The 13,275-nt window shown below is 66.4% G+C and carries 11 protein-coding genes; 5 read left to right on the top strand and 6 right to left on the bottom strand.

The features are described 5' to 3' along the window. The first annotated feature begins 181 nt into the window (after positions 1-181). A complete protein-coding gene (locus tag ACQP0C_RS32210; protein ID WP_433726103.1) occupies positions 182-1,132 on the top strand; it encodes a helix-turn-helix domain-containing protein in 951 nt (316 codons plus the stop codon). A gap of 53 nt (positions 1,133-1,185) precedes the next feature. Here ACQP0C_RS32210 and ACQP0C_RS32215 read toward each other — a convergent pair whose 3' ends face one another. Further along, positions 1,186-1,797, bottom strand: a complete 612-nt coding sequence (locus ACQP0C_RS32215) for a TetR/AcrR family transcriptional regulator (protein ID WP_433726105.1) — start codon at positions 1,795-1,797, stop codon at positions 1,186-1,188. A gap of 106 nt (positions 1,798-1,903) precedes the next feature. Here ACQP0C_RS32215 and ACQP0C_RS32220 point away from each other — a divergent pair, with 106 nt between their 5' ends. Both ACQP0C_RS32220 and ACQP0C_RS32225 read left to right on the top strand, forming a co-directional pair. Beyond that, positions 1,904-3,325 carry an MFS transporter gene (locus tag ACQP0C_RS32220; RefSeq protein ID WP_433726107.1) on the top strand — a complete coding sequence of 474 codons (1,422 nt, stop codon included), beginning with the start codon at positions 1,904-1,906 and terminating at the stop codon, positions 3,323-3,325. Positions 3,326-3,333: 8 nt separating this feature from the next. Next, positions 3,334-4,026, top strand: coding sequence for an SGNH/GDSL hydrolase family protein (locus ACQP0C_RS32225; RefSeq protein ID WP_433726109.1), 693 nt, complete (start codon positions 3,334-3,336; stop codon positions 4,024-4,026). 88 nt (positions 4,027-4,114) lie between these two features. Here the strand turns inward: ACQP0C_RS32225 and ACQP0C_RS32230 are convergent, their stop codons facing one another. Both ACQP0C_RS32230 and ACQP0C_RS32235 read right to left on the bottom strand, forming a co-directional pair. Then, positions 4,115-4,555 carry a hypothetical protein gene (locus ACQP0C_RS32230; RefSeq protein ID WP_433726111.1) on the bottom strand — a complete coding sequence of 147 codons (441 nt, stop codon included), beginning with the start codon at positions 4,553-4,555 and terminating at the stop codon, positions 4,115-4,117. A 178-nt stretch (positions 4,556-4,733) separates the two neighbouring features. Continuing rightward, positions 4,734-5,675 (bottom strand): helix-turn-helix transcriptional regulator, encoded by a 942-nt coding sequence (locus ACQP0C_RS32235; RefSeq protein WP_433726113.1) that lies wholly within the window; start codon positions 5,673-5,675, stop codon positions 4,734-4,736. Positions 5,676-5,773: 98 nt separating this feature from the next. On the opposite strand from ACQP0C_RS32235, the gene ACQP0C_RS32240 reads away from it, so the two are divergent. After that, positions 5,774-6,181 carry a VOC family protein gene (locus ACQP0C_RS32240; RefSeq protein WP_433726115.1) on the top strand — a complete coding sequence of 136 codons (408 nt, stop codon included), beginning with the start codon at positions 5,774-5,776 and terminating at the stop codon, positions 6,179-6,181. Between the two features lie 178 nt (positions 6,182-6,359). Here the strand turns inward: ACQP0C_RS32240 and ACQP0C_RS32245 are convergent, their stop codons facing one another. Beyond that, a complete protein-coding gene (locus ACQP0C_RS32245; RefSeq protein WP_433726117.1) occupies positions 6,360-7,175 on the bottom strand; it encodes an HAD family hydrolase in 816 nt (271 codons plus the stop codon). A 590-nt stretch (positions 7,176-7,765) separates the two neighbouring features. Beyond that, positions 7,766-10,141, bottom strand: coding sequence for an Hsp70 family protein (locus tag ACQP0C_RS32250; RefSeq protein WP_433726119.1), 2,376 nt, complete (start codon positions 10,139-10,141; stop codon positions 7,766-7,768). Between the two features lie 589 nt (positions 10,142-10,730). Between ACQP0C_RS32250 and ACQP0C_RS32255 the strand changes: the two genes are divergently transcribed. Next, on the top strand, positions 10,731-11,492 hold the full coding sequence (locus tag ACQP0C_RS32255) for an SDR family NAD(P)-dependent oxidoreductase (RefSeq protein WP_433726121.1): 762 nt from the start codon (positions 10,731-10,733) through the stop codon (positions 11,490-11,492). Between the two features lie 162 nt (positions 11,493-11,654). Here the strand turns inward: ACQP0C_RS32255 and ACQP0C_RS32260 are convergent, their stop codons facing one another. Continuing rightward, complete coding sequence (locus ACQP0C_RS32260) at positions 11,655-13,274, bottom strand: FAD-dependent oxidoreductase (RefSeq protein WP_433726123.1); 1,620 nt, start codon at positions 13,272-13,274, stop codon at positions 11,655-11,657. Position 13,275: the final 1 nt, after the last annotated feature.

A 13,275-nucleotide genomic window follows, 5' to 3' on the forward strand; every position in this document is an offset into this window, starting at 1 on the left:
TGCTAGGGGCGGTCGGCGGGCGCCGATTGCCGGTGAGCGCAGCAAAGTTGTCGCCCAGCGCAACGTCGTCGGTGTCCTGCACCACGTTTAGCGCGTAGCGGGGCGAGCCAACTCTATGGAGGCACCAGACCAACCGGTATCTGGCGCACCGATGGATCGCGATGGGCGGGAGACGATGCCGATGAAAGATGGAATCGACCTCATCGAGACCGCCGCCACCAGCGCCGTCGCGCCCCATGAGCGCACCGACTACTGGAGCGAACTGATCCAGTTGTGCCACCGCCGACGCGTGGGGTACGCATTCCCCCGTCGATGCGACTTCCAAGGGCGGGTGGCGCTGCGCCGCACGGACAATTACCAGATCGTCGGCTGGCACGCCGATGCCGTCACCTACTACCGCACTGCCGGACATGTGCGCGAAGACGCCGACGGGGACTACCGCCTGATGCTGCCGACGACCGGACACGTCACCATCTGGCAGGACGACCAGCACGTACCCATGCCGCCCGGTATCGGCGCCCTGGTGACCATCGATCAACCATTCGCATTCACCCAGGTCGACGGCACCGAGGGCCTGACCATGACCATCCCGAGAGGTGAGGTCGACCACCGCCTCAGCCGCGCCGCACCACCCGCACCGCTGGTGGACCTCACCTCGGGGCTCGGACGCGTGGTCGCCGACCTCGCCACCGGCTTGGTCGCCGAGCGCGACACCCTCACCCCGCATCAGTTCGACGCGGTATCCGAGCGGCTGGTCGAGCTGCTGTGCATGCATATCGTCGGCGACTACCCCACCGAACACAGTCATCTCACCGATGTGGAATCCCGAGTCCGCCACTACATTCGCACCCATGCCCACGACCCCGAACTGACCCCGGTCGCCGTCGCCCGCGCCCTCGGCTGGTCGCTGCGCCAGGTTCAACTCGCGCTGCAACACGGCGGCACCACGCCGCGCGAACTCATCAGGGAAGAACGCCTGCGAATCGCCTACGCCCGGCTGCGAAATCCGGCATACCGCCACTGGTCCATCGCCACCGTCGCCGCTGGACTCGGATTCAACTCCGCCAGCTCCTTCAGCACCGCCTTCCGCTGCCACTTCGGCGCCACCCCGCGCGATATCCGTCGATCCTGACCCGGCCCCGGCGAATGCGCTGGTAATCGGTTGCACCGCAAAGCTATTGCGCTTCAGGCGAGCAGGCCGTCGACAATGGCGCGTGCGGTAGTAACGCCGCGGTCATCGCCCATCTGCTGAGCAGTATTGGCGGCACTGAGCAGGGCGTCCAGTTCGAAGGCAACCGCGTCGGGGGTGCGGCCGGTGAGGTGCCCCTCGTCTTGGGCGTGGCGAATCTGTTTGGCCAGGAAGGTGAGCCAGTCGGCGTGGTCTTCGGCAATGACGTCGCGGACAGGGCCCGGTTTGCTGTCGAACTCGGCAATGGTGGCGACGCGGAAGCAGCCGCCGGGGAAGGTCGGGTCGGTGATGTGGTCGAACCAGCGGTCCATGAGAGCGCGCAGGCGGGTCAGGCCACCGGGTTCGTTCATGGCGGGAACGATGACGCGCTCGATGAAGGCCGCACGGGCGGACTTCACCGCCGCCACCTGCAGCGCCTCCTTGGTGCCGAACAGGGTGGCGATGCCGCTCTTGCTGATGCCGAGATCGGTGGCCAGCCTGCCGATACTCAGGCCGGTCAGCCCCTCGACGGAGGCGAGATCGGCGGCGCGTCTGGCGATCGATGCCCGCGATCGCGCACCCTTCGCCAAGCGTTGGTCCTGCTCAGGGGTGCTCGTCGACTCGGCCATGACCACATTCTTCCATTCGGCTCTTGCAAATACGAACGTACGGTCGTACGTTAATTGCACGAACGATCGTACGCTTTGTTTGCCGCTCCTGCCGAAGGATCTCCCCATGACCGAAGTGTCCACGCGGACCGATAGTCCGCCGACCGCGAAAGCCGCCGTGCGAACGCTCGTAATCGCCTGCGGTGCCGCGTTTATCGCCTTTCTCGACCTCTCCGTCGTCAACATCGCCTTTCCCTCCATCGCGCGCGACTTCCCCGATACCGCGACGACCACGCTCACCTGGGTCGTCAGCGGATATGCCATCGCCTTCGCGGCCCTGCTCACCCCGGCGGGTCGGTTCGCCGACACCCTCGGACGGCGCAGGCTGTTCCTGATCGCACTGGCCGGTTTCGCGCTGACCTCCCTGCTGTGCGGGCTCGCCCCCACGGCGGGTTGGCTCATCGCCGGTCGTCTGCTGCAAGGTGCGACGGCGGCACTGATGGTGCCGTCCGCGCTGGGACTGGTGCTCAGCGTCACGCCGCGCGAGAAAATCGGCGCGGCCATCGGAGCCTGGTCCGCCGCAGGCGGTTTCGCCGCCGTGGTGGGTCCGGCGATCGGTGGTGCGCTGGTCGAGGCGTTCGGCTGGCGGGCGGTATTCGTGATCAATATTCCGGTGGCGATCGTGCTGATCGCACCGGGGCTGAGTATTCCGGTGCCCGATACCCGACAGCCGGGCAGTGCGCTGCCCGACCCGCTCGGCACCGTCGCCATCGCCCTCGGCCTCGGCGGTCTGGTCGCCGGTGTCACCGAGGGCCAGCAGTGGGGCTGGGCCGCGCCCGGCACGCTCGCCGCACTCGGCGTCGGCGCACTGCTGATTCTGGCGGCGCTGCTGCGTTCGGCGCGCCACCACAATCCGGCCATCGCGGTCGAACTGTGGCAGAGCAGGCCCTATGCGCTGGCCAATGCCGCCTCATTCGTCTTCGGCGCGACCATGTTCGCCTGGCTGCTCGCCGGTCCGCTGTTCCTCGATGCGATCTGGCAGTATTCGGTGCTCGGCTCGGCGGCCGCGCTGACCGTGGGGGCGGTGTCCTCGATGGTGACCGCGACCGTCGCCGGACGCATCACGGCACCGACCACCCGGCGCTGGTTCGGCGTGCTCGGCGCGCTGATGTACACCGGCACCACCGTCTGGATGAGCACCGGTTCCTTCGGCGCGACACCGGCTCTGTGGTCGGCCTGGGTGCCCGCCGGACTGCTCGGCGGCGGTGGCGTCGGCATCGTCGTGACCGTCCTCGGTACAGCGGCCGCGAGTTCGCTTCCGCCGCAACGCTTTGCGGCGGGTATCGGAATGAATTTGACCGCAAGGCAGGTGGGCGGCGCGCTCGGTGTCGCGGTACTTGCCGCGGTATTCGCCGCCAATGCCGACGATGCGCTGACCGCCTTCCACACGCTGTTCGCCGTCTGTGCGGGCATCGGTGTCGTGGCCGCGGTGGTGATGGCCATTCCGGCGCGCATCGCGGCTCCCGTCGCCGTTCCCAGCCAGACCTAGGAGTTATCTTGACGCACAACGATATTCGTACCGAAGCCAATGATCCGATGCTGCTGTCGACCGCAGCGGCACGCGAGCTACTTGCCGATGCCCCATGGCAGCGCTATGCGGTGCTGGGGGATTCGATCGCCCAGGGCGTCGGCGACCCGAGTCCCGGCTATGACACCGTCGGGTGGGCCGATCGCATCGCCGGCGTGCTGAGGGCGACGAATCCCGAACTGGCATATCTGAATACCGGCCGCATCGGCGCGACATCCGCGCAGGTACTCGCCGACCAACTGCCACTCGTGCTCGAATTCGCACCGGACCTGGTGCATCTGAGCTGCGGCGGAAACGATCTGTTCGTACCGGGCGGCAGCCTCGACGAGCTGCGCGCCAATCTCGACGCGCTGTTCGCCGCATTGGCCCGCGGCGGGGCCCAGATCAGCACCTTCACCCTCGCCGATGTGTGGGAAGTGGAGCGGATGGCGCCGATGCGGCCGATGCGGGAACGAATGTCGACGCTCAATGACATCGTGCGCGAACTGGCCGTGCGCTATGACGCGATCCTGGTGGAGTTCTGGGACCATCCGCTGCGACTGCGCCCCGAGGTCATGAGCGAGGACCTCATTCACTTCGCGATGAGCGGACATGCGGTGGTGGCCACCGAGATGGTCCGTGCGCTGGCCGAACGTCTGCCTACGCGAGAACCGGCACACTGACCGACACCGGGCCGCCTCCGAGCAGATGTGCTCGGGGCGCGGCCCGGCGGTGTTCGTTCGCAATCGCCGAATCCCTAATAGACCCCGATCAAGGCAGCACCTGCGGCACCGCATTCGGATCGAAGACGCCGACCAGGAGGCCCATGACGGTGCCCCACAGCGCACCGACGATCGCACTGGTGATACCGCACGGAACCACCATGAACAATCCGGGCAGGCAAGCGGCAGCACCGAGAACTCCCGAACCGACAGCGCCCGCGAGCGCGCCCGCGGCGGCTCCGTTGGCCAGCGGATCGTTGTTCTCCGCATCCGGGTTGGTTGCGACGTCCTTCAGCGGGATCCCCGCCGCGATCGGCTCGAGGACCGGAGCCGACTCCGAGACCAGCCGCACTACCGCGGCCGGTGCCTGTTGCGCAGGGGCGGTTCCCGGGTCGGCCGAAGCCACCCCGGCGAGTGCGACCGCCATTGCCAGCGGCAGCATTCCGGCGATCATCTTGCGGCCTGCGTTCTCGAAGGTCCGACGGACCATATGTATACCCACTCCTCCCTGATCCCGAATCACTCGAACGGCCTATGAATCGACCGGCCGATTCATCGGGAACCAGCCGATCCCAGTTCATAGCGGACTGTTCATGTGTTAGCAAGGAGGCTCGCACGGTGATCATTCGCCGTGCACGAATCGATCTGCAAGCTCGATCCGTCGCGCGTCACCCGCCATATCGTTCGACCAGTTCCGCCCCGAGAACGGCGAGCTCCGCCTGGACCGATCGCGGCGCGAGCACCTCGATGTCGGCGCCCCAGCCCGCCAATTGCTGGGCGATCATGCGCGGCGTCGGAGCGGTCACGCGGACCTGCACGCGACCGTCGGCGACCGGACCGTCCACCTCGCAGTGTCGGCCCTGCTGCTTGCGCAGAATCGGCAGGAGTCGTGGCGCGATGAGTGCGGTGGCGCAGGTCGCGGCGCGACGTTGCTCGACCTCGCCGACCACCTCCTCCCATGCGGTCGACAGATCGAAATCCGTTGGACGGTGGGCGATTTCATCGATGATCGCGGCACCGACGATGCGGTCGACGCGGAAGGTGCGACGACCGCGATCGGTGCCAGCGACGAGGTACCAGACGCCATCCTTGTCGACCAGGCCCCACGGGTCGACGATGCGCTGGCTGCGCTCCCCCGCCCGCTCGTACTCCATACGCACCCTGCGCCGTTCGACGACCGCGCGCTGCAGCATCTCGACGAGTTTCGGCCGCTGCTGATCATGCTCACCCCAGCGCGCGGGATCGATGACCACCGCATCAGCCGCGGCCGCGGCATCGGTTCGGAAGGTGTGCGGCAAGGCCCGCACCAGCTTTCGCAATGCCGACTTCACCTCGGGCACCGCACTCGCGGACGGTCCGGCCAGCAGGAACAGCGCCCGGGCCTCCGGTTCGGTCAGCCCACTGAGATCGGTGCGCGCGCCACCGACCAGCGACCAGCCACCACCTCGCCCCGGCTGCGGATAGACCGGAACACCCGCGGCCGATAGCGCCTCCAGGTCGCGGCGCGCGGTCGCGACCGAGACCTCGAGTTCGGCGGCGATCTCGGCGGCCGTCACCCGTCTCCGCGTCTGCATCAATAACAGGGTCGCCACCAATCGGTCCGCTCGCATGCGAACAATTCTGCCGAAAAAAGTGCTCATTCGTTGAGCACTTTGGACGCAATGATGGATCGCACAAGGCAAACAAGACCCGATCAGAGGAGACCGAGATGTTGCGAGGAATGGCCACCGTTTCGTTCTATGCCGACGACCTCGAGGCCGCGAAGACCTGGTACACCGAGGTACTCGGCGTCGAGCCCTACTACGCCGTCCCCGGCGCCTACTACGAATTCCGCATCGGCGACTACCAACACGAACTCGGAATCATCAACCGCAAATTCGCCCCCGCCGGCGCCCAGAATCACCCCGGCGGCGCCATCCTCCACTGGCACGTCGACAACCTCCGGACAACTTTCGACCGCCTCCTGGCACTCGGGGCCAAAGAGTACGACCCGATCACCCCCCGCGGCGACGGAGACTTCATCACCGCATCGGTGATAGACCCCTTCGGCAACATCCTCGGCATCATGCAAAACCCCCATTACCTCGACATCTTGGCCAAGACCCAACCCGCTTAGACCCTCCGCGCCCCCGAAGCTCACATTGCCGCGAAATGCGCTGACGCAGACCCACCCCGCCGCCCACGTCAGCGCCACTCGCACCTACCCCCAGCGCTCGAGAATGCTCTGGTGCAGTGCACTCTCGACGTTTACCAGCACCAGCGCATGGTGAGCGACTGTCCAGGTTGGGGGTGGGTTAGGGGGTGAACCAGCGTTCCAGGATTTTGGCTACGCCGTCGTCGGTTACGTCGTCGGCTACTTCGTCTGCCCAGTCGCGGACTTCGTGTGGGGCGTTTGCCATTGCTACGGAATGGCCTGCCCAGTGGAACATTTCGCGGTCGTTGTAGCCGTCGCCGATGGCGAGGGTGGCGGCGCGGGGGATGCAGAGTGCGGTGCGTAGACGCTCCAGTGCCCATCCCTTGGAGACACCGCGCCGCGAAACGGTGAGCCATGGGCCGAATTCGCCGTGTACCCAGCTCGCGCCGGGTACGTGCAGTTGGGCGAGCAGGCGCTGCATCTCCTCGAGGGAGCCCTCGGGCCACCAGCCGTTGAGTCGCGGGGTCGGCTCACTGCTCAGCGCACCGTCATCGACGAGAACGTATTCACCGATGGAGAATTCGCCAGGACTGACCCCGGTGGCCCAGGTGCCGACACCGACCTTCTCCACCGCGAAGATCATCTCCGGAAACAGCGCACGCAAGGCGGCAACGGCAGGCCCCGGATCGAAGGCCTGCACGGCCACCGGCTCCCCCTTCGCCACATCGATATGCACCGCACCGTTGGAGCACAACGCATGTCCGTCGACCAACCCCAACTCTTCCAGCACCGGACGTGTCGTCATCAACGTCCGCCCCGTAGTCACAACCACATGCACCCCCGCCACCACCGCAGCCCGCACAGCATCAACCACCCGCGCACTGACCGCCGCCCCCGGCACCAGCAACGTCCCATCAATATCCAACGCAATGAGCCGAGGACCCCCATCAACCACCAACCCATTGTGCATCCCCATAACACCCCCTGTCACACAAACCAAAACCCCCGAACCACCGAGAATGCTTGATGCAGGTGCGCTCCCGACGTTTACTGCATCAGCGCATGGTGATCGCATGTCCATGTTGGGGTGGCAGGCGATGGAGGCGGGGTGACCAAGTCGAGTGTGCGGGGCACAAGGGTCGCGGGGTCCGGAGGTGAGGGCGGCGAATTGGCTTTGGGCTCTGCCGCTTCCGCCGATGCGGGCTCCACCGCCGCACTGCCCGGAGCCGCCGGAATTGATGCGACTACGTATGGGCTCCGCGGGATCCACCGCTGTGGACTCCGCTGCCCCACTACCGCTCGCGTCTCTGGTCACAGCCGATTGCTGAAAAGGATTGCGCGAACGCTCGATTTCGATGACTGGGCTGGTCATCCGGCGGCCTTCGCGGCATCGGGCCGCGCGTCGACGTGCGCACGCAACATGTCCAGCACCGTTGCGGGCGCATTCGCACAGCGCGCGTCGCGGGTGGCCGGTGGGCCGCGGACCGTAATCCGGAACTGCCGGAGTTGAGATGACTACGTCGCCGCGGGGAGCGCTTCGGTCGGGCGGGAGGTGACGGCGACGAATTACCTGTGGGCTCCGCCGCCGATGTGAGCACCGCCGCCGCCGATGTGGGCTCCGCCGCCGCCGAAGCCGCCCGAGGCGGAACCGCCCGACAAGCTGCCACCAGGGTTCCTGCCGCCGGATGAGCTGTTACCGGGAGACCTACCCCCGGTTGAGCCGCCTGGCATGCCGCCGCCACTGGTTGAACCGCCTGGGGTGCCGCCGCTGTTCGAGCCGTCCAAGGAATGACCGCCGTCCGAACCGCCAAAAGTACCGCCGCTATTCGAACCGCCCACGGAATGACCGCCGTCCGAACCGCCGAAAGTATCGCCGCTGTTCGAGCCGCCCGAGGAATGACCGCCATTCGAGCCCGACGTACCACCGCTGTCCGAACCGCCCGAGGAATGACCGCCATTCGAGCCCGACGTACCACCGCTGTCCGAACCGCCCGAGGAATGACCGCCATTCGAGCCCGACGTACCACCGCTGTCCGAACCGCCCGAGGAATGACCGCCATTCGAGCCCGACGTACCACCGCTGTCCGAACCGCCCGAGGAATGACCGCCATTCGAGCCCGACGTACCACCGCTGTCCGAACCGCCCGAGGAATGACCGCCATTCGAGCCCGAGGTACTGCCCCCGATCCCACCACCGGTGCCGCTTGTGGAGCTATCCGATGTGCTTCCACTCGTCGAATCACCTGACGTATCGCTGCTGGTCGAGCCGGAGGTACCACTGGTCGAACCGTTCGTGGATGTACCCGATGTCGTACCGCCTGACGACGTACCGCCCCAGGTACTTCCGGATGTATCGCCCGATGCGGTGCCGGACCAGCTGCCCTCCGCGGAGGTTCCACCTGAAGTCCCTGTTCCGGAAGGGGTTTCGCCCGGCGGGAGGCCTGGCGCGGGACTGCCGGAGATCGGGGTGTCGCCGACGTGCGTGCCTGGGATTGCGGTGCCGGGGGTCGCCGATCCACCGGTGGGCGGCGAGGCGGGGGCGGCGGGAATCGAATTGTTCGGGGCGGGAACAGATCCCGGAATGCTGACGCGCGGGATGGGCATGGGAGCCGCGGGCAGGCCGGGCTGCGTGGGGACGGGCTGGACGAAGGGTATCGGGTTCAGGAACTGGGCCGGGTTGGCGTAGGTGCCGCCACCGGATTGCATCGACCCACTTCGCGGATTCTGGTGGCTGCCCCCGTGTGCCTCGGCCACCGACGGACCGATCGTTGTCACGAGGCCCACCGGCGCGATCCCGTAGGCCGGCCGACCCGAGTAGCCGAAGCCCACGGCATTGCTCGCCCAGTCGACGGCCCTGGACACCGCGGAGCCGGCATCGGTCAGCGCCTCGATATGGGGTTCGAACAGCAGGTTGTCCATCGGGTGCCGGCCCTTCGGGGAGGCGTCGATCAGGGACGGCATCTCCGTGACGGTCGGTCCGCCGAATACCGTGACAGCCGATACCGCCACCGCGGATGCCACTGCGGCACTGGAGAATACGGCGACCTTCGGGGCTCGATGCCGGCCGCCCGTCACCAGGGGGGCGAAGCTGCGGGCGGCATAGCCGGCGGCGCCGACGGCCACGGTCTGGCCCGGATCGGTCGACATCACCACGGGACGCCCGAGTTCGGCGATGGTGCGCGCGACCTCGACGGGACGGGTCGCGCCGCCGACCAACAGGATGCAGTCGACATCGGACAGGCTGCGTCCTGTCGAATCCACACACTCGCCGATCACGTCGAAGGAATCCCGGATGTGCTGGGTGCGTAGGCCCCCGATATCGACGATCGAGGTCATCTGCAGCATCGACCCGTTATCGCCGGGCGCGGCGACCTGCGCGTATCGCGCGATCATCGAACCGAGCGGACGGCCGCCGAAATCGTAGGAGCGCACGGACTTTCCGACGATCGGATGGTCGTCCCAGTCCGGTCCGACCCGGACCATCGAGACGTCGAGGCTGGTCCCGCCGAGATCGTAGACCAGCACGAAACCCGACTCCAGCGGCCCGCGCTCGTGTTCGAGCCACTCCGCGGCCGCGACGGGTTCGGGTATCAGCATCACATCCGCGGCCCCCGCCAGGTTCAGCGCCTGTCGCAGCAGTGACAGCTGCTTATCGGAATAACATGCGGGATAGGCCGCTACCGCGCCCGCGGTCGGCGGGAACGATTCGAGCAGGCCGTTCACCACCGCGGCGACCAGATTCGCGGGCGACCAGAGCCGACCGCCCACGATCATCGACTCCGGATCACGCGCCAGATCGGCGAAATCCGTTACCGCCATGGTGAATTGGGGGATCCCACCGATTCGGATGCCGCCCGCGCTATCGAAGGTCACCGCCGTGCGGCGGGTCCGCACCGATGACCATGGTCGCTCACCGGTCATCATGGCGGATACGGTGTTCACTGAACCGATGCTGAAACCCAGACCTGTAGTCATTCGCTATCCCGTCAACGCACCGAGACCACGTCCATCACATAGGAGATCCATGTGGCCGCGGTCGCTTCCCAAACAGCTCCCACAGGTTAGCTGTTATCGGATCGAATGGGATGCGTAATTGATATGAAACGTTCGACTTCCGTTGACAGCGATTCAAATTCCCAGCTAGATAGCTCGAATAAACGCAATTCAGCCCCCTCGACGATCAGCGTTTCGCAACCGAATGTCCGATTCCACTGCAACAAGCCAGGTTCCGCTACCACCCAGTAACCCGGACGAAAGCCTCACACAACGGGCGACCACGGAACCGCGCAGAAGCGACAACACACACCAACTGGTCGGTAACCATATTGTTGCCAGCTCTATGCATTTCATTGCGCAACCACCCCCGCTTCACCAGTCATGACACGTCAAAGGCAATGACTATTTTCCGCTAGCAGTGCGATCCGCCAACGACTTGACTGGGTCGAGCGATGAGGAAGCGCTCGGCCGAGCCGAGACTCCCGCCACTTCATCGAGCATGAAATCGCAAGGACGAGAAGGGAAAACGAAGACGATGTCTACACGTTTCGCGGAGAAGGTCGTGCTGATCACCGGAGCGAGTTCGGGGGTCGGTAAGGCGGTCGCACTGCGGGCGGCGGGCGAGGGCGCGGCGGTGGTGCTCGGCGCTCGCGGTAAGGACGCGGGTGAACAGCTCGCGGCCGATATCCGCGCGACGGGAGGCCGGGCGGTCTTCGTGCCGACCGACGTCACCGTCGAGGATGACGTGGCCCGGCTGACGCAGGCGGCGCTCACCGAATACGGGCGGTTGGACGCGGCCTTCAACAACGCGGGTGCCGTCAATGCCTTCGGCTCGATCGCACAGATCGACGAGGCGGGTTGGCGCGCCGATCTCGAACTCAACCTGACCAGCGTGTTCTACGGTCTGCGGCACCAGGTTCCGGCCATTGTCGCCTCGGGCGGCGGCGCGATTCTCAACAACGCCTCGAACCTGGGCGTGGTCGGCATGGGTTCGGTGGCGCCGTATGTGGCGGCCAAGCACGGTGTTGTCGGGCTGACCCGTGCGGTTGCGCTGGAGGCCGCCGACCAGGGCGTGCGGGTGAACGCGCTGGTCTCCGGCGCGGTCGACACTCCGGCATTCCGCAATTCGATGGGTGCGACACCCGAGGGCGAGGCCGCCATCGCCGCACTGCATCCACTCGGCCGGATCAGCAAGCCGGAGGAGATCGCATCCTTCTGCGCCTACCTGCTCAGCGATGAGGCCAGCTTCATCACCGGTGCGGCGCTCGCGATCGATGGCGGGTTCACCGCCAGATAATTCGCCAACCGGCACCTCGGCGCGGCGCACGCCCTCATCGCATGGCCGAAAGCCGAGGTGCCGATCATCCCTCGGACCCTACCTCGCACATGTCATGTCGGCGGGGGGCAAGAACTGTTACGCATCACCAATGCGTCATCGGCGCGAATGCGCCGCGACCGCTCAGACGCGGGTGAGCAGGTGGCGCATCCTGCCGGTCCGCACCACGGCACCACTGGCTAGCACCGCGGGCCGACGGCCGCGCAGCAGGTGGTCGAAGTCCGTCGCGCCGCCGACGGGTTCGCGCAACAGCCCGGCGTTGAAATCGTCGGCCAGCTGCCGAACCGTCTCCTGCGCACAGGACTTATTGGTACCGATGAACCCGGTGGGGCCGCGCTTGATCCAGCCCGTGACATACGTACCCGGCAGCACCGCACCGCCGGACTGCTCGAGCACGCGGCCGTTCAGGTTCGGGATAACGGCGGCCTGTTCGTCAAAGGGCAAGCCGGGCAACGCAATACCGCGATAGCCGACCGAGCTGAGCACCAACCCGGCAGCCAGCCGCTCGGTCTCCCCCGTCGCGATGGCACGCACGCGACCGTCCGGATCGGTGACGAGGGCATTGCGGCTCACCTCGATACCGGTCACCGCATCGGTGCCGAGAATCTCGGTGGGCGCGGCCAGATACCGGAAGACGATCCGCTTGCGCGCACCGAACGGCCGTTCGGAAACGCTGACCCTTTCGAGCGACCTGCAAGCAGTCGCTACGGAGCGCAGCAGCCGCAGCTTCTGCTCGACCTGGTACGGCAGCCCCTCCGTCGGCTCCGGCAGCTCACCTTCGATGGCGATATCGACATCGGCACCGAGCAGACCGACGAATTCCGGGACGGTGAAGGCGGATTCGGCCGGACCACGGCGGCCGAGGATGATCACTTCCTCGATCTTGCTCTCCCGCAAGGCCTTCAGCGCATGGGGTGCGATATCGGTGCCCGCCAACGCTTCCGGATCACTGGCCAGGATACGCGCCACATCGAGGGCCACATTGCCATTGCCGACGATGACGGCTCGGCGCTGTGACAGATCGAAGGTGCGCCCCGCGTGATCGGGATGTCCGTTGTACCAGGCGACGAAGTCGGTGGCGGATACATTGCCCGCCAACCCCTCGCCGGGAATGTCGAGCTTGCGATCCGCGGACGCACCGACCGCGTAGATCACCGCGTGGAAGTGCGCGAGCAGCTCCGTATGCGAAATATGCTTGCCCACTTCGACATTCAGGTACGACCCGAAACCGGGCTGCGCCGAGATGATGTCGAACAGCTTATTGACCTGCCTGGTCTTGGCATGGTCCGGCGCGACGCCGTACCTGGCCAGCCCATGGGGTACCGGAAGCCGATCGAAGACCGTCACAGTGACATCGGGCTGGGTCAGCAATTCATCGGCCGCGTACATGGCCGATGGCCCCGATCCGATGATCGCCACCCGCAGCGGCTGGCGCTCGGTGTGGATCTCGGCCGCGGGCACCGGCTTCGCGAGCAGCGGGCGCGGGCGCGCCTGGCGATAGAAATCGGCATTGATCTCGATGAACGGCTGCTGTTCAGCGGTCAGCTTCTTCGATGACGTGATGGCGTCCACCGGGCACGCCGTGGCGCAGGCACCGCAGTCCACACACGCCTGCGGGTCGACGTACAGCATCTGCGCCGTCAGGAAGTCCGGTTCATCCGGCGTGGGATGGATGCAGTTGACCGGGCAGGCGTAGACGCAGGACGCGTCGCTACAACAGGACTGCGTGACGACGTAGGGCACG

Origin of the sequence: Nocardia sp. CA-129566 (assembly GCF_050956075.1) — a bacterium.
GTDB lineage: Bacteria > Actinomycetota > Actinomycetes > Mycobacteriales > Mycobacteriaceae > Nocardia.

Coding starts and splice junctions, on each gene's coding strand:
- ACQP0C_RS32210 (WP_433726103.1), top strand. CDS start 182: ATGAAAGATGGAATCGACCTCATCGAGACCGCCGCCACCAGCGCCGTC.
- ACQP0C_RS32215 (WP_433726105.1), bottom strand. CDS start 1,797: ATGGCCGAGTCGACGAGCACCCCTGAGCAGGACCAACGCTTGGCGAAG.
- ACQP0C_RS32220 (WP_433726107.1), top strand. CDS start 1,904: ATGACCGAAGTGTCCACGCGGACCGATAGTCCGCCGACCGCGAAAGCC.
- ACQP0C_RS32230 (WP_433726111.1), bottom strand. CDS start 4,555: ATGGTCCGTCGGACCTTCGAGAACGCAGGCCGCAAGATGATCGCCGGA.
- ACQP0C_RS32235 (WP_433726113.1), bottom strand. CDS start 5,675: ATGCGAGCGGACCGATTGGTGGCGACCCTGTTATTGATGCAGACGCGG.
- ACQP0C_RS32240 (WP_433726115.1), top strand. CDS start 5,774: ATGTTGCGAGGAATGGCCACCGTTTCGTTCTATGCCGACGACCTCGAG.
- ACQP0C_RS32245 (WP_433726117.1), bottom strand. CDS start 7,175: ATGGGGATGCACAATGGGTTGGTGGTTGATGGGGGTCCTCGGCTCATT.
- ACQP0C_RS32255 (WP_433726121.1), top strand. CDS start 10,731: ATGTCTACACGTTTCGCGGAGAAGGTCGTGCTGATCACCGGAGCGAGT.